We start from the raw sequence: 22,324 nt of genomic DNA on the forward strand, positions 1-22,324 counted from the left end.
CGCAGTATCTATCGTTTTTTTGCCGGGAAACAAGTTGTCGGTGAGCGTGCGCATGCGATTGAGAACCATAACGTTTCTGGTCTTTTTCATTATCGGACTGTTTCCCCTTGCCTCCTCCGTTGTTTTTAACCTCCCCTCGCTTCTCGCAACCCTTGAACAGGCAGTACAAGAGCAACGTCTTGCCCGCTTGCAGGATGAGTTTATTGCTCTGGGGCGCAAGGTCGAGCAGGGACGGGAAACCCTGCGTGTTTTCGGAATGCTTTCTGAGACCGTGGATCTGGTGGGGTGGCCGGAGCCAGGGATTCCCCTTGATCAGCTGCGCACGCGTCTCTCCGATGTGGTCGCTAAACGCTGGTTCAAGAATCGGCCCGAGGTTCTCTCGGTGTCTGTTGTTGATGGGTTGGGACAGGAACAGTTCCATGTGAGCCGGCAGGAAAACGGCGAACTCGGACTCAGTTCCGCCATGTCTCAAAACAGTATGGAAGAAGCGATGTCTCGGAAGGCAAGGAGCTTTTTGCCGGGCACGACCTTTGTCGGCGCCATTCAGGGGGTTGTCAGCCCGGATAAGGAAGGGCGGTTGGAGCAGCTCATCGTCTATTTTGGGGTTCCGGTGCAGAATGAGGCGTACGGAACCTCGGGAATCGCAGTGCTGGTCCTGGATCTGCGCCGCCTCATCAAGAAATTGGAAAAATATGATCTGGTCAGCCAGGATGGCTCCTATCTGGCCACGGCGGTTCATGATCGGCACAGGCGGCATGGCTCCGGGCCGAACCATGCCTTTGTAGAGTTTCCCCAGTTGCGGCAGGCGATGCACGATGGAAAGCCGGTTATCCTGAAGGATCTGCACGGCGAGGCCAACGCCTGGTTGCCCCTTATCAGCGAGGCCGAGGGGACGCACAGTCTCTGGGTGGGGCAACCGGTGGACAGAAGCGTCATCGAGGTCTGGCTGCAACATTTTAAGGAAAATCTTGTCATTATTGTTTCTGTTTTGTTGCTCTTGCTTGTAGGGGTGGCGGTGGCCATGGCGCATTATGCAAATCTCCTGCAAGGCCAGCTCATGGGCGGCATTGCCTCGATTCTTGGCGGGAGCAAGAAGCCGCAGCTGAACTGGCGGTGGCCACAAGAGCTTGCCCGGCTCGCCTCGGATCTTGACGCGCTGGCCGAGAACCATCTGGCGGACAAGGCGGCCCGGGTTGGGGCGGAAGAAGAGGTGCGGCGGGAAAAAGAGTCTGCCCTGGTTACTTTGCGCTCCATTGGCGATGGGGTGATCGCCACCGATAACGGGGGGCTGGTGACCCGGATGAATGTGGTGGCCGAACAGCTGACCGGCTGGCCTCAGGCCGAAGCCCTTGGCCGGAAGCTCGACGAGGTCTTTGCTATTATTGATGCCGGCACAGGGGAAAAATCCGTCAATCCGGTGGCCCGGGTTCTTGCGACCGGCAAGATAGTCGGCTTGGGCAACCATACGGTGCTTATTGCCCGCGATGGCAGGAAATACCAGATTTCGGACAGTGCCGCTCCTATCCTGGAACAGGATGGAATCTGTCTTGGGGTTGTCCTTGTTTTCCGCGATGTGACCGAGGAGTATGCCCTGCAGGAGGAACTGGCCCACGAGCTCACGGTAAAACAGGCCCTGGCCGATCTGGCAGGACAACTGGTGGGGTCGGGGCAAAACGTGGCCGGGATTGCCGGGACAATTCTTGCCGCGGCCCGGGAGCTTACCGCGAGCCCGCACGGCTTTGTGGGCATTATTGATGCGCAGTCCGGCGTTCTGGTCTGTCATGCCTTTACGGAGATGATGCCCGGCGGAGAGCAGGGGCGCGAGGAGACCCGGGAACTGGCGTGCTCCCCCGGCCCGGATGGACGGTATCCCGGATTGTGGGGACAGGCGCTCAATAAGAGGCAGGGCTTTTATGCCAATAATCCGGGTGGCCCTCCTGCGGCATCCCGCTGCCCGGAGGGGCATGTCGCGGTGGAACGGTTCCTTGCCGTGCCGGTGCTCCTCGATGGGCAACTGGTTGGTGAGATCGCGGTGGCCAATAGTGGGCGGGAATATACGGAAAAGGATCTTGATCTGCTGGGTCGGGTGGCGAGACCTTGCGCCCAGGCCATTAAGGGGGTGCGAGTCAGCGAAGAGCGTGAGAGTCTCATGGCGGCTCTGCGGCAGTCCCAGAAGATGGAAGCTGTTGGTACCCTGGCCGGCGGGGTGGCCCATGATTTCAACAACATGCTCACCCCTATTCTCGGTTACACCGATCTGGTCATGGCCAGGCTGCCACGCGGTGACATCTTGCGCCAGGATCTGGAAGAGGTGAAGCGGGCGGCGCTGCGGGCAAAAAATCTGGTGCGGCAGATTCTTTCTTTTAGCCGGCAGAAAGGGCCGGAACTTGTCTGTATGGCCTTGCCGCCGATGTTGGGTGAGTGCCTGGAGATGTTGCGGTCCACCCTTCCTTCCACCATTGTTTTTCATGAGGATATTGCCAGGGATTGCGGGCAGATTATGGCAGATCCTACTCAGATCCAGCAGATTCTTATCAATCTCTGCACCAATGGGGCTCATGCCATGGAAGAAAGTGGGGGTACCCTGAAGGTCACTCTTCGAGAGGTCCAGGTGGCTCCGGGAGAGACGGTTGCCGGCCAGGATCTCCGGCCCGGAAAATATTTGCGTCTGGCGGTCGGTGACACCGGCTGCGGTATGGACAAGGCCACGCAGGAGCGGATATTTGAACCGTATTTCACCACCAAGGAGCAGGGCAAGGGTACAGGCATCGGCCTTGCCCTGGTACAAGGTATTGTTAAGGGGCATGGCGGGTATCTTTCCGTTTCCAGCATGCCGGGGCAAGGAACAACCTTTTCCCTCTATTTCCCGGTTTGTTGTGATGTTGCCGGGCAATCGCCCAGGGCACTGGAGACCTCTATCCCCAGGGGTTCCGAAAGGATACTGCTGGTGGATGACGAAGAAAATGTCTTGGGCTTGCTCAAGGAAATGAGCGAATACCTCGGCTACCGGGTGACAGCCGTTTCGGACAGTACCGAGGCCGAGGTCCTGTTCCGCACCAGGCCGGATGATTTTGATTTGGTTGTCACCGACCAGACCATGCCCGGCTTGACCGGTATCGTCCTGGCCCAGAAAATTTTTACCCTGAAACCCAAAATGCCGATCATTATCTGCACGGGGTTCAGCGAGGCATTGAGTGAAGAAAAGGCCAAGGAAATTGGTTTTGCCGGTTATATCTTGAAGCCGGTGATGATAGGCGACTTTGCCCGGGTTGTTCGCCGGGCGCTTGAGGGAGGGGAGGGATGAAGATTGCCACTGCGGAACAGATGCTGCTCTGCGACAGATTGACCAGCGCGGAATATGGTATTTCAGGGTTGGAATTGATGGAAAATGCCGGACGCGGGACGGTGGCGGCGATGAGCCGCCATTTTGGCTCGCTGGTCGAACGCAAGGTCCTCATTTTTGTCGGGCCCGGCAATAACGGGGGCGATGGCTTGGTGATCGCCCGTCTGCTGCTGGCGCAGGGTGCCCAGCCCCAGGTGGTGAGTCTGGTGGCTCTCGAAAAAATGCAGGGGGATGCGGCGAGAAATCTTGAGCGGGTCAAGCAGCTGGCCATGCCGCTCTATACCTGCCTTGCAGAAGAGGAGTTGTCCTGGGTGGAACGGCTGGTGGCGGAGAGCGATTTTCTGGTCGATGCTCTTTTCGGCACGGGATTGCGCAGTAGGGTCTCCGGGGTTTTTGCCGCGGTGATCAAATGCCTCAATGCCAGCCCGGTGCCGGTGGTGGCGGTGGATATTCCCTCCGGGCTTGCCAGCGACACCGGCATTCCCCAGGGCACCAGTGTTCGGGCGCACCTTACCTGCACCTACGGCTTGCCCAAGTTTGCCCAGGTTGAGCCGCCGGGCAAGGAGTATGTCGGGGAGCTTGAGGTGATTGATATCGGCATTCCGGTCGAGGTTGTCGAGCGGATCGGGGTTGCGGTTGAATGGCTGGATCATTCTTGGGTCAAGGGCTTGATTCCGGCCCGCGGCCTTGCTGCCCATAAGGGAACCTTCGGCCATCTCCTGGCCCTGGCAGGCTCGCTGGGCAAGGGAGGCGCGGCAGTGCTCTGCGGCTTGGGCGGCCTGCGGTCCGGGGCAGGGCTGGTGACCATCGCTACGCCAAAGGCGCTCAATGGGTTGGTGCAGGGGGCATTACCCGAGGCCATGACCGAAGTGCTCTCCTTTTCGCAGCACTGTCTTTCCGAGCCCGATTATGAGCAGCTATTGGCAGCGTGCCATGGTAAGGGGGCGGTGGCCGTTGGCCCCGGTCTGGGAACCGCGGAAGAAACCGGCCAGGTGGTGCGCAAGCTCTATCGGGAATTGCGGCAGCCCATGGTGGTCGATGCAGACGGCCTCAACCTGCTGGCCGGCGAGGTTGCCGTGCTCGCCGCCGGGCCCAGGGTCTTGACCCCCCATCCCGGAGAAATGTCGCGGCTGGCCGGGATTTCAACCCTGGAAATCCAGGGCAAGCGGCGGGAGGTGGCTGCGGATTTTGCCAAACGGCATGGCGTAGTCCTGCTTCTGAAGGGGGCTTCCACGGTCATTGCCGCCCCGGATGGGAGGGTGGCCATAAACTCCACCGGCAATCCGGGCATGGCTGCGGGCGGCATGGGGGATGTCCTCACCGGTCTCATCGGCGGTCTGCTGGCCCAAGGCGTACCCCCTTGGGAGGCTGCCTGTCTGGGGGCCTATGTCCATGGTCTGGCCGCAGATCGGATTGTCAGGGCAGGGCGGCCGTTTGGTTTTCTGGCCAGTGAGTTGGCTGCGGAGATTCCCGGGGCCTTTCAGGAGGTTCTGCAATCCGGTGGTGCAGTATAGGATGGAGCTGGCAACGATATCTCTTGCAAGGGTTTTTTTTGCGCAGGTATCAGGCGGTGTTGGCTATAGCGTTGTGACGAGTTCAATAACCCCAGAACGGGAGAAAGCGGATGCGGATTGCTAAAGAGATTATGGCGAAAAAGGTTGTTTCGGTAAAGGCGGATCTGCCGGTGGAGAAACTGGCGGGCATTCTCTGGTCCCATCGTATCAACGGGGCGCCGGTGGTTGACGACGACGGGCAGTTGATCGGGGTGGTGACGGAAAGTGATCTGGTGGATCAGAACAAGAAGTTCCATATTCCCACCGCCATCTCTATCCTGGACTCGGTGATCTTTCTGGACCGCGCCAAGACAGTGGAGAAGGAGATCAGCAAGATGACCGGTGCCACGGTGGGGGATATCTGTTCCCGGGAACCGGTGACCATCCGGGAGGATACCCCGCTGGATGAGATCGCCACCATCATGTCCGAGAAAAAGGTGCATACCCTGCCGGTGCTCAAAAACGGCACTCTGGTCGGCGTGGTGGGTAAGGCGGATATCATCCGGACCCTGGCCCGGGGGTAATTCAGGCCAAGCGTACCTGGACCAGGCCGCGCACCGAGTTGCCCACGAAAATTGCCTCTGCCTGCTCAAGATCACGGCGGCTCAGGATGGATTCCCGTACCGCCAGCGGTGCGTGTGCAAGCAGATATCGGCGGAAAACCCCGGGCAGAAGCCCGCACTCCATGGGGGGAGTCAAGAGTGTGTCTTGTCGCTGGATAAAGATATTGGTGATGCTTCCCTCCGTCACCTCTCCCCTGGTGTTTGTAAAAAGCACCTCATAAAAATCTCCGGCCAAGGCCCGTTGCCGTTCGGTGTCATACAACTCCCGCAGGGTGGTTTTGTGAAAGAGCCAGGGAGATCCGGGGTCGGTGGCGTGGGAGGAGAAGGTAACCCGTGGTAATTGGGATTGTTCCATCTGCGGTCTCGGCCAGGTGAGGGTGGTCGGGGCTGGGCAGGGGCTGGCGCTCAGCGCAATCTCGCCGCTTTTTGCCAGGGTCAGCCGCACCCGCATGGGAGAGGCGGCAAAATCCAAGGTCAGCCTTTCGAGCCGGGTCAGGATCTCCTGCTTGTTGCAGGAATATTGGAAATAGGCGGCGGAAGCGGCCAGCCGCTCAAGGTGTTCGGGGAGGAGCCAGTAGCCGGAGCCCGGTTGCCAGAGGAGTGTTTCAATAAGGCTGAACGTTGGGGCCGGGTCGCTCAGAAAACGCCCCTTGAGCAGGCATTCCCGCCATTCCTGTTCCGGGTCGGAATCATGGATGATCCCGGAACCGATGCCCATTTCCCCTGTGGACCCGTTGAGCTCGATGGTCCGGATGGGCACATTGAAGGTTGCGTCCCCGGAGGGGGCGATAAAGCCGATGGCTCCGGTGTAAACGCCGCGCGGCCAGTTTTCCAGTTCGTGGATGATCTCCATGGTCCGGATCTTGGGGGCGCCGGTGACGGAGCCGCACGGGAACAGGGCACGGAACAAGGTCTCGATTGTTGTCTCTTTGGGCAGATGACCGGTGATGGTGGAGGTCATCTGGTGCAGGGTCTCGTAGGTTTCGATGTCGAAAAGGGATTGGGTTCTCACTGTTCCCGGGGTACAGACGCGGCCCAGGTCATTGCGCAGCAGATCGACGATCATCACGTTTTCGCTGCGATTTTTCTCGTCACCTTGTAAAAACTCCATCAGCCGTGCGTCTTCGGCGAGATACGGGCCGCGTTGCATGGTCCCCTTCATGGGGCGGACCAGGCAGTGCTCACCGCTTCGCTTGAAAAACAGCTCCGGGGAAAACGAGAGGATGTGTTGGGCGCCGGAGTGGAGATAAGCGCCGAAGGAAACACTCTGGTTGCGGCGCAACGCCTGATACAATCCTTCTGGAGCGCCGTCGAAGTCAAAGAGCAGCTTCAGGGTAAAGTTGACCTGGTAGGTGTCGCCGCTCTCGATATACCCCTTGATTTTGGCAAGGGCTGCGGTGTAGTCGGCTTGTGAGAGGTTGGGGCGCAAATCGGCGAGACGGTAGGATGTGGAGATCTCCGGCAACGGCGGCGTGGGCCAGGAACCGCTGAGCAACGCCCCTGTTTCGTGCGAGAAAATCAAGGGGGCGCGGAATACGCCCAAATGTGCCAAGGGTTTCTCTTGATCGGGCTGGATGCGTTTGGCCAGTGAGGGTTCGAGCAGATAGCCGAATTCATATCCCAGCCAACCGGCCAGATAGAAACCCTCCGCCAGAAACTCTTCCGCCTGCTGGAAAAATCGGGCAGGATCGTCATGGGGTTGGCAGACAAGATGTGCCACCGGTCTGTGGAAAAAATAGGTGTGGGCTTCCTCCGCGGTTACCCTGCTGGTCTCAAGGAAAACGCAGTCTTCTCTGGCCGCTGTGGCCATGATTCGGGCTAAGGTCTCGTCTGGGAGTGGGCAAGGCATGCAGTTGTTTTCGCGATGTTTTTGCTAATTGTGAAGAGGGTGGCCATCTGGGAAGTATCCTTATGTGAAACTTACTCCTTTACCGATTCGTGGGAAGTTAAGCAAGGTAAAAAAAAGAGGCATGGCCAGGGAGTTGCGGCTTTCTTTGTGATTTTTTGGCAACAGGCGCACTTCGTCTTGCGGGAACAATAGGAATATTTTATAAAAACAGATACCGGGTATCGACCGGCATGTTTCTAATGTGGACAAGAATTGCTCTTTGCGGAGCTTGGTTAGACAATTTCTATGGAGGGTTGTACGTTATGCTGATTAAAGACTGGATGGCAAAAGACGTCCTGACCGTGGATGAGAATACATCTCTGATGCGTGCCACCAGGATTCTGAAGGAAAACAGTATCCGTCGTCTGCCGGTTGTTTCCCATGGGAAATTGATCGGAATCGTAACGGATCGGGATGTGAAAGACGCCTCGCCTTCCAAGACAACCTCCTTGGATATTCATGAGCTTTATTATCTGCTCTCGGAAATGAAGGTAAAGGACGTGATGACCTCCAATCCGCTTACCCTGCGCGAGGATGAGACCTTGGAAAAGGCGGCGCTGGTCATGCTGGAGGACAAGATCTCCGGGCTGCCCGTTGTAGACGAGCTGGGGCATCTCGTCGGGCTGCTGAGCGAAACCGATGTTCTGCGGGGCTTTATTCACAGCACCGGCATCAAGGACGGTGCCATTCAATTTGTTTTTGACCTGCCGGATGCTCCCGGTTCCGTGACCAAGGTTATCGAGAGCCTGCGTAAATTCGATGTCAGGGTCATCAGTATCCTCACCTCGTTTGAGGATGCCCCGGAAGGGAAAAAACGGGTGGCCATCCGCGTGATGATCAGTGATGCCGGGCAAGAAGAGGCGATGGCCAAGGAGTTGCGTGAGACCTTTACCGTGGTCTACCATGGCAAGGACGAATTGAAAAATATGCCGCGGAAACGGGCTGTTTGATCATTCAGGAATAGGGAGTCGAACCTGGCTGGCATGCTGTGTCGCCGCCAGATTGTGCAAGAATAAAACAAGGCGTATTGTAAGCCGTGTTCCGTGGGTTGCCCGGAATACGGCTTTTTTTATGGTTTTTATGGGATGGGGAGTTCGCTGGCCGGAGGTGGGGGCGGTTCTTGGGGCCAGGCAGGGATGTCTTCCCTGAAGGCTTCCATGCTGACACCGGCACCGCCTGCGATGCCGGGTTTGCCGGTGGCGTTGTCCAGGGGGAGCATGACAATACCGGGTGGCAGGGGAAAGCCACCGGTCGGAGGATATGTCGCCTTTGCCTGGTTCATGAAATCAAGCCAGATCGGGGCTGCGGCCAGTCCACCTGTTTCCATGCGTCCCAAGGAAATATTCTGGTCATGTCCTATCCAGACGCAGGTTGTCAGGTCCGGGGTGTAGCCGACAAACCATGCATCCACGTTCTGGTCGGTGGTTCCGGTCTTGCCTGCGGCAGGAGCGCCGAAACTGCTGATGCCCCTGGCCGTGCCATCGGAAATGACCGCCTCCATGATGTGGGTCATCTGGTAGGCAACCCGAGGATCAAGGGCATCGCTGAAGGACGAATGTTGTTCTTCCAGGACCTTGCCATGGCTGTCCACAATCTTTTCGATGAAGACGGCCTGGGGCATGCGGCCGCTGTTGGCAAAGGCAGCGTATGCCCTGGTCAGTTCGAGGGGGGAGACCCCGGAGGTTCCCAGGGCCAGGGAGAGATCCTTCACCAGTGGCGAGCTGATGCCCAATCTCCTGGCCAGGTCAATGGTTTTGGTTGCTCCGATCTGTTGCAGGATCTTGATGGTGGGAATGTTTCGAGAATGGACCAGCGCATTTCTAAAGGTGGTGGGGCCCTCAAATTTATTGTTGTAATTCTTGGGCTCCCAATACTGCATCGCGGTGGCGCCGCGAAAGTGAATCGGTTCGTCAACAATCATGGTGGCCGGGGTCATCCCGTTTTCAAGACCGGCGGCGTAAATGAAGGGCTTGAAGGCGGAACCTGGCTGACGCCTGGCCTGGGTGGCTCGGTTGAATTGGCTTTTGTCAAAATCCGTACCGCCCACCATTGCCCGAACATATCCGGTCTTCACCTCCATGGAGATTAAGGCGGCCTGGGGCAGGGTGTCGGCGTTTTTGCTCTGGCGGATGGCCCATTTGGCGGTGCCGCGTTTAATGGCCATGTTGGCCGCTTTCTGCAGGTTCTGGTCGAGGGTGGTGTAGATGCGGAGCCCCCCGGTCAAAAGAGCCTCGCTCCCATATTTGCTTTCGACATAAGCCTTTACATATTCGATAAAATAATTGTTCTCCAGCGGGCCTTCCTTGGCCGGATTCCAGAGCAGTGTTTTCTCATACGCTTTTTTTGCGGCGGTTGGGGTGATATAGCCTTCTTCGGCCATGCGATTCAAGACATAGAGCTGTCTGTTTTTCGCCAGTTTGAAATTGCGAAATGGGGAATAGCGGCTGGGTGCTTGCGGCAACCCGGCCAGAAGAGCGACTTCAGCCAGATTCAGGTCCTGAACCCGTTTGTCAAAATAGATCTGGGCTGCGGCCTCGACCCCATAGGCGCCGCTGCCGAGATATATCTGGTTGAGATAGATATGGAGGATTTCTTCTTTGCTCAGGGCGTTATCGATCCGGTAGGCGAGAATTGCTTCCTTGATTTTGCGGGTATAGGTTTTTTCCGGGGTGAGCAGGAGCGCCCTGGCAACCTGCTGGGTGATGGTGCTTCCCCCTTGGCCCCGTTCCCCCGAGCGAATATTGTGGATAAGCGCCCGAATGATCGACCAGGTATCAACCCCGCTGTGTTGGTAAAACCTGGAGTCTTCCGCGGAGACAAAGGCCTGGGGAAGTAATTCCGGCATCGCGGAGAGAGGGACAAGAGTTCTGTTTTCCTTTGATACATGCGTGATCGGTTGTTGGGCAGAGTCGTAGATGATGGAGGTGGTGGCTGGCTGGTAATGTTTCAGTGAGCCGATTGCCGGAATATCAAGAGAGATAAAGAGATATAAGGCCGCGCCCAAGCCAATGGTCAGGGTGAGGCCGATGGTGAGCAGGAAGAGGGTGAGCTGGACATGGGTCCAGGTCCTGGTTGTGGGCTGGGTCTTGTTATGCACGGCAGACACTGGAAAATGTATTCTTTATGGAGCGGCAGGGAGCGAAGCCGGTTCCGCTACGTTTTATCAGCGACAGATAATACAGGGTTCGTCCGGCCAGGTCACTACATTTCTTGGGGTAGGTTCTTTTGGGGGGTGGGCAGGGAAAGAACAAAGGCTCCTCGGCCGCCACCGAGGAGCCTTTGCAAAGAAGGGGCTGATTGAGTCCGCTTTTGCGGAAAGACAGAAGGTCGTTTGTCTTTTTTCTCACATGATCGAAAAATCATGTTGTCCCTAGTTTTGTATGAAGCAATGTGCGTGCCATTGCTCTAATCCCTTGGCTTTTGTTGTCGTCTGAACATTTTAATGTGCTGTTATTTTGGCAGGTTGGATAATGAAAAATAATATATTTTTGGGGTTGTTTGAATTTTTACGTGCGGATAAAGTTGGATGCGCTTGGCTTATTTTGATTCCATGCGCGGAGTATGTCGGATCATTTTTCTCCATATTGAGATGGCTTCACCGTTTTGACGCGATAGGTTTTTTCACGGAGGCGTCTTGTCTATCGTGGTATTTTTTTGTTCTGTTTTTGTTTTGATCTTTTTGTTTTATCGAACTATTTTGTTTGCCCATGCTTGCGTGTTTATGTTGTCAAGGAATGGGATATTGCGCCTTTCGGTTTCGTGGTAATTAGAAAATGGGCTAAATGTGCACGAAAAAAATACCAAAAATGGGAATATTAAAAGAATAAAAACTTGACAATGGCTTTTTCCATTATGTAATTTGAAATTAATAGCATTGGACTTGGGTGGTTTCCGTTTAAAGCCTCCCTGGAGTTTTTTTACAGATAATAAAGCGCAAAGGAGGGCCACGGAGAAGGGGAAGATAGTCTGGTACGTCGCTGGAGTGATTCGTTCGGAGCCGCCATTCCTTTCGGATCAACGATGAACCAAAAGCCTGTGCGATCAGGTCGTTTGATTGAGGAGAAAAAAATGGAAGGTCTACTGTTTTTACTTTTCTGGATTGGAGGTGCAACACTTCATACCGTATTTGATCTCAAGATCAAACCGTTGATCCAAGCCAATGAGGAAACATTGCGATGAAGCTTGCTGGGTTCGATTGGAAGGTAAGGTTTTCGTCATGTAGGATCAGAGATTAAAACGATTCATTTACGCAAAAGGAGTGTTGTCCCATGAATAATTTTCTAGCTGATGTGTTGCCGCAAGAGGGTGGCTTGGTTGCCAGCCCCTCGCGTTCCTACAATGTAACTATTGCCATCGGCGGCCTGCTTGCTGCTCTTGGCCTTGCCGCCGGCCTGCATTCCATGTATGCCGGACATGAACATACCTTCGGGGTCACCCGGGATGTTCCCTGGGGATTGCTCATCGCCACCTATGTTTTTTTCGTGGTCAGTTCAACCGGGTTGTGCCTGGTTTCTTCCATCGGCCATGTTTTTGGCGTTGAGGCATTCAAGCCTATTGCCAAACGTTCCGTATTCATGGCAATCGTTACCATTGTCGCCGGTTTTTTCGTGATCGGGTTCGAGATCGAAAATCCCTGGCGGATGCCGATCTACAATATGTTATCCCCGAATCCCACTTCCAATATCTGGTGGATGGGAACGCTGTACGGTGCCTACCTCTTCTTTATGGTGGTTGAGTTTGCCCTTTTGCAGATGGGCAAGCACAAGACCGCCGGGACTTTGGGTCTCTTGGGGGTCATTTCCGGTATTGCCGCACACAGTAATCTCGGCGCGGTTTTTGGCCTGCTCGGTGGGCGGGAATTTTGGCATGGCCCGTATATGCCGATTTATTTCATCACCTCTGCCATGATGTCCGGCTGTGCTGCGGTAATCTTCTTTCACTATCTTGGCTACCGTGCCAATGGCTGGAAAATGAGCGAGAAGCTTGAGTCCTCTCTTGTGGCTACGGCAAAATTAGGGGCAACCCTGATTGCGGTGATCATGTTCTTTACCACCTGGAAGATGATCTCCGGGATCAGTGGGCAGCCGCCAGGAAAGTATGAGGCCATGATGGCTTTGGTAAGCGGCCCCTATGCCCTGAATTTCTGGCTTGGCGAGGTGATGCTTGGCATGGTCATTCCTTTTGCCATGATCCTTGCCGCCCGCGCTAAGAATATGCCCATTCTCTTCTGGGCTTCTGTCTCCGGGATCGTCGGTATCTTCTTCATGCGTTACGACCTGGTGGTCGTGGGGCAGATCGTTCCATGGTACCATGAGCTTGGGGTCGTTGATATGCCCCATCTGTTCACCTATACTCCTTCCCTGCATGAGATCGTCATCACTGCCGGGGCCATGGGCCTCTGTGTCATGGGCTTTTTTATGGGTGAAAAGCTTTTCAGGGGGCATCTGTCCGAGGATCACTAAGCACGCAGAGGAGAACGACTATGGTGGCCAAGAAAAAAACGGCCATCCAGCCTTTGCGGCCAGATTTGCCGATTTACCCCATAGGGGTGGCAGCAAAGCTGTTGGATGTTCATCCGAGAACACTTCGTATCTACGAGGCAGAAGGGCTGGTTCATCCCCAGCATACAGGATCCCGACGGCTCTATTCTTTGAATGATATTAAGTGGGTGTCGTGTGTGCGGTCCATGATTCACGATCAAGGAATCAGTATTCCTGGGCTGAAAAGGTTGTTGACCCTTGCCCCATGCTGGGAGATTGCAGAATGCCCCAGTGAGGTGCACGAAACATGTGAATGTCTTTTTGACAAGGCTGTGCCGCGATCACTGCGTGTCGCGGGCGATGAGGTGGCCGAAAAAAAAGCCAAGGCGGCCGACCGAGCCAAGAAAAATGCCGGTTCAGGCCGCAAGAAGCAGGTAGGGCGCAGTTGATACAATTGGTAGTCAATAGTTAATAAAAAAAGGCCGAAGAGCGTTCTCTTCGGCCTTTTTTTATGTTTGGATCGCCACGGCGGAGGTCTAGTCGAGCTCTTCCTCAAGGGGATTTATCAGGCCATACCGCTCTATCTTCCGGCGGAGGGTGTCTTTGGATATCTTCAGTTCGCGACAGGTAATCATCCGCCGCCAGTGATTCCGTTCCAGGGCCTGGAGAATCGCCTGTTTTTCAACTTCCTCCAGAGGGAGGGGTTTGTGGAGGGGAATGGCGCCGGGCTGATGGTTGTCCTGTGATTTAGGGGCAAAGGGTTCGGGTAGATGTTCCGGTCTGATAAGACCTCCGTGGCAAAGGATGAAGGAGTATTCGATGATGTTTTCCAGTTCACGGATGTTGCCGGGGAAGTTGTAGCGCATGAGAATGCTCAAGGCTTCATCGGAGATGCCGACGATATCCTTGCCCTGCTGGGTGCCGAATTGTTTGATAAAGTGTTCGGTAAGCATGGGAACGTCTTCCATGCGATCCCGTAAGGGGGGAAGCATGATTTTTACCACGTTCAGGCGGTAGAAGAGATCTTCCCGGAAGAGCCCTTCCTGAACAAGGGACTGCAAGTTGCGGTTGGTGGCGGCGATGATCCGCACATCGGACTTTACCGGTTTGTTGGATCCTAAAGGCTCGTATACCTTTTCTTGGAGAACGCGCAGAAGCTTGACCTGGAGCGAAGCAGGGATGTCGCCGATTTCGTCGAGAAAAAGAGTGCCTTTTTCGGCGCTGGCAAAGCGACCCGGTCTGTCGTGCTTGGCATCGGTGAAGGCGCCGGCCTTGTAGCCGAAAAGTTCCGATTCGAGCAGGGTTTCGGGAAGGGCTCCGCAGTTGACCGCCATAAAAGGGCCTTTGTTGCGTCGGCTCGAGGTGTGAATGGCGCGGGCGACCAGTTCCTTACCGGTGCCTGACTCTCCGAGAACAAGAACATTGCTCTCGCTATGGGCGATTTCCGGCAGGATGCTGAAGATGCGCTGCATGGAAACGCTCTTGCTGAGGATTTCGCCAAAAGTGTAGCGCCGGGAAAGCTGCTTGCGGAGTTCCGTGACCACGCTGAGGTCCCGGAAGGTTTCCACTCCGCCGATAACGTTGCCTTCATGGTCAAGGAGTGGTGCGGCACTGATGCTCAAGGGGATCTGTTTGCCATCGATGTTTTTGACAAAGATGGAGCGATTTGTCACGGGCTTGCCGCTATAAAGGCTCTGGGCAATGGCGCAGTTGTCGCCGCAGATACTGGAATGGAACACGTCGCTGCACGATTTGCCGATGGCATCCTGGCGTTTCCAGCCGGTGATCAATTCGGCCGCCCGGTTGAAGGAGGTGATCTTCCAGCTGCGGTTTACGGTGAATACCCCATCGGCGATACTCTCCAGCACCAGATCCTTGGTCATGACTGAGGTCAGGTCGCGGAAGGTTTCCACCCCGCCGATAACGTCGCCATCCGGGTCGGTGAGGGGGGCGGCGCTGATGCTGATCGGGATGGTCTCCCCGTCCTTGCCCTTGATAAAGATGGAGCGGTTGCCGATGGGCATGCCGCTTTCAACGCTTTGGGCCAGAATGCAGTTGTCGCCGCAGACGCTGGAGTGAAAAATAGTGTTGCAGGGGTTGCCGAGGACCTCTTCCTTGTGCCAGCCGGTGATGTGTTCGGCCGCCTTGTTGAAGGAGGTCAGGTTCCAGTTTCGGTCCACGGTGAAAACGCCGTCGGCAATGCTGTCCAGGATGAGATCCTGTTGCAGGCTGGAGGTGACATCCCGGAAGGTCTCGACCCCGCCGATAACCTGACCTTCCGGGTCCAGAAGCGGTGAGGCGCTGATGCTGATGGGAATGGTCCGGCCATTCTTTCCCTTGATATAGATGGAGCGATTGACGATGGACTTCCCTTCATTAATGCTCTGGGCCAGGATGCAGTCAGCCCCGCAGATGTTGGAATGAAAGATGTCGCGACACGGGGAGCCGACCACTTCTTGGGATGTCCAGCCGGAAATCTGCTCGGCCGCCTTGTTAAAGGAGGTGATACGGAAGAGTTTGTCCACGGTGAAGACGCCGTCCGCAATGCTGTCTAGGACCAGCGGATATATCTGGCCAGGATCGTTGGCATCGCGGAGGGTGACGATTGCCCCGGAGAGTTTGCCGTTTTTGTCGGGAATCGGGATTGCCGTGACCAGGAGAATGACAGATTCATTGCTCTCCGGTTTGTTCATTACCACGCGCAGTCCGTGCATGGCAAGACCAGAGGCCAGCGGGCCATAAAGGCTGCATAGGGATTCGAACCTGCCGGTGCCGCTGAAAACGTCCTGGCAGCTCTTGCCGATGGTCTCCCCATGCTTGAGGCCCATAAGTTTTTCGGCGGCCTCGTTGAAGGAGGTGATCTGCCAGGTTTCATTGACGGTGAAAACCGCTTCCTGCACGGCCGGAGAAGAAGGAGGGGTGTTTTTGGAGTCCATGGTCATGAAATAGTATTTCTATTGAATTTGAGGTGATTATTAAGAATCATTATTGAATCATATTAAAGATATAGCAAAAAAAATCGAAGTATGCTTGCGGAAAGGCGAGTGGCAGCGTGTTTTTTTCTTGTCGCAAGGAGAAAGTTGTAAAAACAGAGAACCTGTCGGTTGTGAGTGGAGAGGAAAGTTTGCCCTGAAATCGTTAAAATTATCTTGACATGCGGGTTTGTCAAATTACAATGACCTGAATTTATCCATCGGCAATTAATCCAACGATTAACTGCTTAAGTACCTTCTGGATTATCCGATTCCTGAGGGGTGGAAGAGGCCGAGCACCCTTCTGAAATACATTGAGGAGATGTGAGAATGAAGATAAATGATCTTGAAAAACTCAAGAATGAGGGGGCAGATGCCCTTCCTTCTGAGGAGCGGCGCCGGTTTCTTCGCTTTGGTTTGGCGGTAACCGGTGTATTTGTGGGCGGTTCCGTGCTTTCCCTGACCTCCGCGCGTAACGCCGAGAGTGCCATGGGCCCGGTGCCCGCTGCCGGAAGTTTCCCCTACAGCCCTCACTACACCATGGTTATGCGCCAGAATCGCTGTATCGATTGTGAGCGGTGCATGGAAGCCTGTGTGAAGACCAACAGCGTTCCCTCGTATGGGTATCGTACCACCATTCTCCAGCAGGAGCGGGAGATCGGCAAGGGTGAGAAAGAGCGGGTGTTCATGCCGGTGCTCTGCAACCATTGCAACCGACCGCCCTGTGTTCGGGTTTGCCCGACTACTGCAACCTATAAGGACAAGAAAAACGGTATTGTCATGATGGATTACAAGCGCTGTATCGGCTGTAAGACCTGTATGGCCGCTTGTCCCTATAATGCCCGTTATTTTAAGGAAGAGAATCGGGCTGTTGACAAGTGTAATTTCTGCTTTGATACCCGGTTGTCAAAAGGTGAGAGCAAAACGGCTTGTGCTGCTGCCTGCCCGGCCGGCGTTCGTATATTCGGTGATCTCACCGATTATAACAGTGAGGCGTATAAGTTGATCCACAAGCCTGAAAAGGTTGTTTGGGTTCTTCGGCCTGAGACCGGCGCCATGCCCAACGTGTTTTACATGAATGATTAACCAAACAGCGGAGAGGGCCGTAATGAAACGCAATAATAAGAGCGTAATGAATATGGTGGGCTTGGTGGCGGTTGTTGGCCTCCTTGTTTTTTCCAGCCTGTCTTTTGGTGAGGAAGCCTACGATGAGGAGGCCTATGGGCCGAAGGCTCCCATTGTCTGGGCAAAGCCGGTGAAGGGTGTTGCCTTTGTCCATAAAACCCACACCATGGATGCCGGTCTTTCTTGTGAGGATTGCCATGACAAGATTTTTGAAATGGCTGCCGGGACTGCCGAAGGGAATGCGGATTTTACCATGGCCTCCCTGTATAAAGGGAAATACTGCGGAGCGTGTCATGACGGGCAGATGGCTTTTGCCTCCAACACCCGCTGCGCAACCTGTCATGTCGGGGTAAAAGGGTATAATCGTCTGACCGGCCCCGCACCCCAGGGTAAGGACGCCGGAAAGAAGCATTGATCTTTTTTTGAGAGGTTGATCTCCGTCCGTTTTTGCGATAAGCGATACGGTGGAGAGGATTGGATGCCTTCTGATTTGTTGAAGCGGTAAGCCTTGGTGTTACAAGGCTTACCGCTTTTTTTGTTTATTTCCGCTCCTTTTTTTGTCCCCCTCTTTCCTTGGGGCTTCCTGCCCACAAGGTGTCTTTGTCGCTTCCAGCGGCCTCGGGTTGTTCGGGCATACTTGTAACTCATGTTGTCAAATAATAGGTGAGTCATTGCTTTAACTACTGGCGAAACCTTTTCTTCTGGTCGCTTCCGCTCGTTTTTTTTATGAAGCTTTGCCGAAAAACCTCTGTATCTCGCTGGATTCTCACTTCTTTTTGCTGGCTGCGTTCAATCGGGTTTCCTTGAAAGGGATTTCTGGTGGATCTGCGGTGGTCATGTCTGCTGGTCGTTTTGGCGTCTAACCATGGCGTATGTTGCGCCGATTATTGTTAAATGACTGATTTTAAACGTGAAAACTTCATCTGGTACTCCCAGACTGAGAGGGGGTGACAGGGGTGCCTGGTTGGAGCCTTCGAAGTCGTTTGTGTCTTATCTCATTGAAAATAGAGTTCTATTGAGTGGTTTTGGTGTGGCAATCTGCTGCTGTCGGTTGGGATTATTATGCGTCCATGTTCTGGTGGTTGTAGGATCATAAATAGCCCTTAGCGGCAAATAAGTTGTAATGATATATGTTCTTTATATCTATGAAATTGATTGTTGCACAACTCTAACTGCCTGCTTCTCTATGGAAAATATATAACGTGTAAGAAAAGAACGTGTGTCGGGGCGGTGTGGCACGCACTTTGCTCTGTACTAGGAATGTCATGGGGTGTTGTGTGAAAAGCCCATTGTCGAATAAGCGTATGCACAGAAAAGGAGGTGTCCGGGGAGAGTTAAAAAAGGTTCTGGAAGGGAAAACTCCTCAATCAACGGGTGGCGGCCCGGAAAGTCGACCCTGCTTTAATAAGAACCAACAACTGTTTTGGGTACAAGCTGAAATCGGAAATTGAAAGAAGCTTACAAAAAATAACTCCCTGGCCGGGAGTGGGTTGAAAACTAACTGTACATGTGTAGGTAAAAATTTTAGGGAGGAAAAATCATGTTGAACACATTCTCACTTGCTGAGGTGGCAGAGGAAAAGGTTGCTACCCCGACCGTGACCAAAGCCATCATTCTGTGCGCGGTCCTGGCGGCTGTTGGTGTCGGCGCCGGCCTGTATGCACAGGTTGTCGGTCATGAACATGCCTTTAACAACACCCGGGAGATGCCTTGGGGTATCCTGATCGCGAACTACGCCTATTTCGCCATCATCTCCACCGGCCTGTGCCTGCTTGCTGTTCTGAGCCACATCTTCGGGCACAATCGTCTGACCCCGCTTGCCAACCGCATGGTATATCTCTCCATCGTGGTCATCTTCGGCGGCTTTACCATTATTGGTCTTGAGCTTGAAAATCCGCACCGCATGCTCCTCTATAATGTGCTTTCCCCGAATCTGACCTCGAATATCTGGTGGATGGGAACCTTGTACAGCATGGCCGTGGGCTTCATGTTTGTTGAGTTTTACCTGATCCTTACCAAGAAATACTCTCTCGCCGTTACCCTTGGCGTTCTCGGCGCCCTGGCTGAGCTTGCGGCAAACACCAACCTGGGTGCGGTGTTCGCGACCCTTTCTTCGCGTCCTTTCTGGTACGGTTCACAGCTGCCCATCTATTTTCTTGCTTCCGCAGTGATGACCGGTTCCGCCGCAATCATCCTTTTCAGTAACTGGGCCTATAAGATGCGCGGTGAGGAGATGAGTCAGTCCACCCGTGAAGGTCTTCAGGGCGCCGGTAAGGTAATGTTCAGTACACTCGTGCTTCTTGTTGTTGCCACTGCCTGGAAGTTCATTGCCGCCTTTGCCGGTGGTACCGAGGAGGCTCGTCTTGCCGCCTTGAGTCTGATCCAGGGTCCGCTCTCCATGAACTTTTGGGTTTTTGAGACCGTGGTCGGTATGCTTGCCCCCATCGTGATCATGACCCTCTCCCGGATGAAGAGCCAGCAGGCGCTCTCTGCCGCTGCCCTTATGGTTTTGGTCGGTGCATACTTCCAGCGTTATGACATCGTCGTAGCCGGCCAGATCGTGCCGATCTACAACGGTTGGGATGAGCTGCCGACCTATCTCTCCTATGTCCCCTCCGTCTCCGAGTTCCTGATTGCTCTGGGTGGTTTCGGTATTGTCGGTCTTGGGTTCCTTCTTGGCGAGCGCTTTTTCGGCAAGGCCTTCCGTCACACCGGTCATCATTGATCACTGGCCCCACTCGAGGCTGAGTAAAGACAACTGACCTCCCGCGGGCAGAAAATCCTGCCCGCGGGAAGCTCAAACCGGAGTAGAGACAATGATATCTGATAACAAGGCAATCTTTACCATAGGAACCGCGGCGAAAATGCTGGAAGTGCATCCGCGGACCCTGAGGATCTACGAAAGGGAAAATCTGGTCAAGCCTTTACGGAAGGGGCAGTGGCGTTACTACACCATGGATGACATCAAGTGGATTCAGTGCCTGCGGGACATGATCCATGAGCATGGAATCAGCATTGCGGCCATCAAGAAGCTGCTGCAGTACACCCCCTGCTGGAACATTGCCGATTGTCCTTTTGAGAAAAGAAAGCAGTGCACCGCCTTTATGTCCAGTGGGCTTGTTCCCCGGAAAATCAATGTTGAGCAGAGATCAGGGGATGTTGCCGCCTGAGGAGTGCGGCGGCTATTTTTAAGCAAGGAGAACAGCAATGACTACTATCACGCAGTGTCTGGATAAAAAAAATATTGGTGTCTTGGGTGTGGAAGAGGGAACAAAAAAGGTTTCGGTCAGGGTTTCATTTCAGCAGTTGAGCGAGGCTTTATGGGGTATTGCGGCTTTTGCCCTTTTTCTTCTCCTGGGTCCGTTTTCTGCCGTTGCCGCCATCTTCAGTGTGATTTCCCTGGCAAAGCAGGGGGAAGGATCCGAGCCTGAGGCGATGTGCTGAGGTTAGACGAACGCAATGGATGTGTCCCCTGCTATGAGTATGGCTATGATTTCTGTGATCAGGAGTGAGCGACCAGTTGCGACAAAAGCAACTGATGGTTGACCCTTGGTTGCAGGGATGCATAAGCATAAAAAAGGCGGCTCAACTGAGCCGCCTTTTTTATGCTGTGAAACAAGCCGGTTTATTTATTCGTGACAGGCGTTATTGCATTTGGTCGGGCCTTCATTTCTGGCTTTGTGGCAGCTCAAGCAGAGGCCATGTCCTTGCTTGAGGCTCCATTTCTTATCCGTCGGGAAGTTGGCGTTCTTGTGGCACGTATCGCAGTCGAATTTGGCTTGGTGTTTCGCGTGGGGGAGCATTGCCGGTTTTTTGCCTGTCTCGGTTTTCAAGGTGATCTCGGCCGGGCCGACAGGGGGCGAATGTTGGTCAATCTCTTTTTTTAAGGGACTTCCCGTGCCGTGGGCCGGCGAGCCAAGAGCAGTCATCAGCATGCATGCGAGTGCGAGTGTGGGGTATTTCATAGTCAGCCAAGCGAGGAATAGATTTATGTGAGGGAAGGGCGGCTTGTGTCTCCTGCGTACCATGTCGGTTCACAAGAGAGGCAAAAAAAAGGCTACTCATTCGAGTAGCCTTTTTTTTTGCATTAAAATTGGAGCAAAGAATTACTTCTTGTGACACTCGTTGCACTTGGTCGGGCCAGACATCTTGGCATGGCAATCTTTGCAGAGAGCCTTGTGCGCGAGGTCTTTGCTCATGGCGATTTTGGCCGGGGTGCCTTCGTGGCATTTTTTGCAATCGCCAAGTTTGGTCCCGTGGGCTTTGTGGTTGAATGTAACCTTGCTGCCACCCATCGCTTTGGCAGTGTCGTAAACGACAACGTCGCCAGCAAATGCAGATACTGTTGCAAAGCCGAAGACCAGCGCGAAGGCTGCGGAACAGATAACGGTTTTCTTCATTGTCCTTCTCCCTTGATACGGTTGGTTTATAAATTGGGTTTATGAATCCCCATTCACTTACAAATATTGCTTTTATAAACCCACTTGCCAAGCCTTGTCAAGCAGGAAGAATGGTTCGACGCCATTCCGGATTTTCCATAAGGCTCGGCAGATTAACTGCCCCCGTAACTGTGCAGGCCGGAAAGCAGGAAGTTGACACCATAATAAGTAAATATTACGGAGAGAAAGCCGATGATCGCCAGCCAGGCGATGCGCCGCCCCCCCCATCCCCTGGTGAATCTGGCATGGAGGGTTGCCGCATAGACAAACCAGGTGATCAGCGACCAGGTCTCCTTGGGGTCCCAGCTCCAGTAAGTACCCCATGCGGCGTTGGCCCAGACGGCGCCGGTAATAATGCCGGCGGAAAGCCAGAGAAAACCGAACACCAGTGTTTTGTGGATGATGTCGTCGATTACCTTGAGTTCGGGCAGAGAAGCGAGGAGGGAGCCGGCGTCATCCGGCGTCTTCCGGTCTTTGATCAGATACATAATCCCCATGCCACTGGCCACCGCAAAGGCGGCATAGCCGACAAAACAGGTGATGACATGGGCGATGAGCCAGTTGCTTTGCAATGCCGGGATCAGCGGTTTGATTTCCTTGCCGAATTGGGGGGAAAGCGAGGCATAGGCCATACTCAGGCAGGCAAATGGCATGGAGAAAGCGCCGAGCACCCGGTTCTTGTACTTGAACTCAAGGCCAAGGTAGAAGATGGCAATGGCCCAGGCAAAGAAAACCAGGGACTCGTACATGTTCGAAAGGGGCGCGTAGCCGATCCCCGCCTGATACGATTCGTACCAGCGCAGACCTATGCCTGCGGTATTGATCAGGAAGGCGCAGATGGTGACCAGTGTGGCGATGAGGTCGATTTTTTTGGCCCGAAAAACAAAGATTGCGATGTAGAGCATCGCGGAGAGAAGATAGGCAAGGGTGGTAATGCCCAGGAGTTGTGAACTGTTCATGG

General features: G+C 54.3%; 18 protein-coding genes. 12 read left to right on the plus strand and 6 right to left on the minus strand.

Features of this window, described 5'->3' with window-relative positions; all coding sequences use genetic code 11:
- The first annotated feature begins 52 nt into the window (after positions 1 to 52).
- The 3 genes from OLX77_RS08585 to OLX77_RS08595 all read left to right on the plus strand — a co-directional run bounded on the left by OLX77_RS08585 (position 53) and on the right by OLX77_RS08595 (position 5,420).
- Positions 53 to 3,304, plus strand: coding sequence for an ATP-binding protein (locus tag OLX77_RS08585; protein ID WP_307633182.1), 3,252 nt, complete (start codon positions 53 to 55; stop codon positions 3,302 to 3,304).
- Positions 3,301 to 4,857 carry an NAD(P)H-hydrate dehydratase gene (locus tag OLX77_RS08590; RefSeq protein WP_307633183.1) on the plus strand — a complete coding sequence of 519 codons (1,557 nt, stop codon included), beginning with the start codon at positions 3,301 to 3,303 and terminating at the stop codon, positions 4,855 to 4,857. Before OLX77_RS08585 ends, OLX77_RS08590 begins: the two co-directional genes overlap by 4 nt.
- A 110-nt stretch (positions 4,858 to 4,967) precedes the next feature.
- On the plus strand, positions 4,968 to 5,420 hold the full coding sequence (locus OLX77_RS08595; RefSeq protein WP_307633184.1) for a CBS domain-containing protein: 453 nt from the start codon (positions 4,968 to 4,970) through the stop codon (positions 5,418 to 5,420).
- Position 5,421: 1 nt separating this feature from the next.
- Here the strand turns inward: OLX77_RS08595 and pabB are convergent, their stop codons facing one another.
- A complete protein-coding gene (gene pabB / locus OLX77_RS08600) occupies positions 5,422 to 7,308 on the minus strand; it encodes an aminodeoxychorismate synthase component I (protein WP_307633185.1) in 1,887 nt (628 codons plus the stop codon).
- Positions 7,309 to 7,610: 302 nt separating this feature from the next.
- Here pabB and OLX77_RS08605 point away from each other — a divergent pair, with 302 nt between their 5' ends.
- Positions 7,611 to 8,297, plus strand: coding sequence for a CBS and ACT domain-containing protein (locus tag OLX77_RS08605; RefSeq protein ID WP_307633186.1), 687 nt, complete (start codon positions 7,611 to 7,613; stop codon positions 8,295 to 8,297).
- 128 nt (positions 8,298 to 8,425) lie between these two features.
- On the opposite strand, the gene OLX77_RS08610 is transcribed toward OLX77_RS08605, so the two are convergent.
- Positions 8,426 to 10,444: a penicillin-binding protein 1A gene (locus OLX77_RS08610; RefSeq protein ID WP_307633187.1), complete on the minus strand. Its 2,019-nt coding sequence runs from the start codon at positions 10,442 to 10,444 to the stop codon at positions 8,426 to 8,428.
- 923 nt (positions 10,445 to 11,367) lie between these two features.
- Between OLX77_RS08610 and OLX77_RS08615 the strand changes: the two genes are divergently transcribed.
- The 3 genes from OLX77_RS08615 (at position 11,368) to OLX77_RS08625 (ending at position 13,276) form a co-directional block, all read left to right on the plus strand.
- Positions 11,368 to 11,526: a hypothetical protein gene (locus tag OLX77_RS08615; RefSeq protein WP_307633188.1), complete on the plus strand. Its 159-nt coding sequence runs from the start codon at positions 11,368 to 11,370 to the stop codon at positions 11,524 to 11,526.
- A gap of 89 nt (positions 11,527 to 11,615) precedes the next feature.
- Entirely contained in the window at positions 11,616 to 12,809 is a 1,194-nt protein-coding gene (gene nrfD / locus OLX77_RS08620) for an NrfD/PsrC family molybdoenzyme membrane anchor subunit (RefSeq protein ID WP_307633189.1), read from the plus strand.
- Between the two features lie 20 nt (positions 12,810 to 12,829).
- Entirely contained in the window at positions 12,830 to 13,276 is a 447-nt protein-coding gene (locus tag OLX77_RS08625) for a MerR family transcriptional regulator (protein WP_307633190.1), read from the plus strand.
- Between the two features lie 87 nt (positions 13,277 to 13,363).
- Here the strand turns inward: OLX77_RS08625 and OLX77_RS08630 are convergent, their stop codons facing one another.
- A complete protein-coding gene (locus tag OLX77_RS08630; RefSeq protein ID WP_307633191.1) occupies positions 13,364 to 15,769 on the minus strand; it encodes a sigma 54-interacting transcriptional regulator in 2,406 nt (801 codons plus the stop codon).
- 360 nt (positions 15,770 to 16,129) lie between these two features.
- Between OLX77_RS08630 and OLX77_RS08635 the strand changes: the two genes are divergently transcribed.
- From OLX77_RS08635 to OLX77_RS08655, 5 genes are all read left to right on the plus strand, one after another.
- Positions 16,130 to 16,885 (plus strand): 4Fe-4S dicluster domain-containing protein, encoded by a 756-nt coding sequence (locus OLX77_RS08635; protein ID WP_307633192.1) that lies wholly within the window; start codon positions 16,130 to 16,132, stop codon positions 16,883 to 16,885.
- 22 nt (positions 16,886 to 16,907) lie between these two features.
- On the plus strand, positions 16,908 to 17,339 hold the full coding sequence (locus tag OLX77_RS08640; RefSeq protein ID WP_307633193.1) for a cytochrome c3 family protein: 432 nt from the start codon (positions 16,908 to 16,910) through the stop codon (positions 17,337 to 17,339).
- A 1,125-nt stretch (positions 17,340 to 18,464) separates the two neighbouring features.
- On the plus strand, positions 18,465 to 19,649 hold the full coding sequence (gene nrfD / locus OLX77_RS08645; protein WP_307633194.1) for an NrfD/PsrC family molybdoenzyme membrane anchor subunit: 1,185 nt from the start codon (positions 18,465 to 18,467) through the stop codon (positions 19,647 to 19,649).
- Positions 19,650 to 19,740: 91 nt separating this feature from the next.
- Complete coding sequence (locus OLX77_RS08650; RefSeq protein ID WP_307633195.1) at positions 19,741 to 20,094, plus strand: MerR family transcriptional regulator; 354 nt, start codon at positions 19,741 to 19,743, stop codon at positions 20,092 to 20,094.
- A 37-nt stretch (positions 20,095 to 20,131) separates the two neighbouring features.
- The gene (locus tag OLX77_RS08655; protein ID WP_307633196.1) at positions 20,132 to 20,368 is read left to right on the plus strand and encodes a hypothetical protein; all 237 of its coding nucleotides are present in this window, start codon (positions 20,132 to 20,134) and stop codon (positions 20,366 to 20,368) included.
- Between the two features lie 185 nt (positions 20,369 to 20,553).
- Here the strand turns inward: OLX77_RS08655 and OLX77_RS08660 are convergent, their stop codons facing one another.
- The 3 genes from OLX77_RS08660 to ccsB all read right to left on the minus strand — a co-directional run bounded on the left by OLX77_RS08660 (position 20,554) and on the right by ccsB (position 22,322).
- Entirely contained in the window at positions 20,554 to 20,859 is a 306-nt protein-coding gene (locus tag OLX77_RS08660; RefSeq protein WP_307633197.1) for a hypothetical protein, read from the minus strand.
- A 171-nt stretch (positions 20,860 to 21,030) separates the two neighbouring features.
- The gene (locus OLX77_RS08665; protein ID WP_307633198.1) at positions 21,031 to 21,324 is read right to left on the minus strand and encodes a cytochrome c3 family protein; all 294 of its coding nucleotides are present in this window, start codon (positions 21,322 to 21,324) and stop codon (positions 21,031 to 21,033) included.
- Positions 21,325 to 21,476: 152 nt separating this feature from the next.
- A complete protein-coding gene (ccsB, locus tag OLX77_RS08670) occupies positions 21,477 to 22,322 on the minus strand; it encodes a c-type cytochrome biogenesis protein CcsB (protein ID WP_307633199.1) in 846 nt (281 codons plus the stop codon).
- Positions 22,323 to 22,324: the final 2 nt, after the last annotated feature.

This window comes from Thiovibrio frasassiensis, from assembly GCF_029607905.1.
Classification (GTDB): domain Bacteria; phylum Desulfobacterota; class Desulfobulbia; order Desulfobulbales; family Desulfurivibrionaceae; genus Thiovibrio; species Thiovibrio frasassiensis.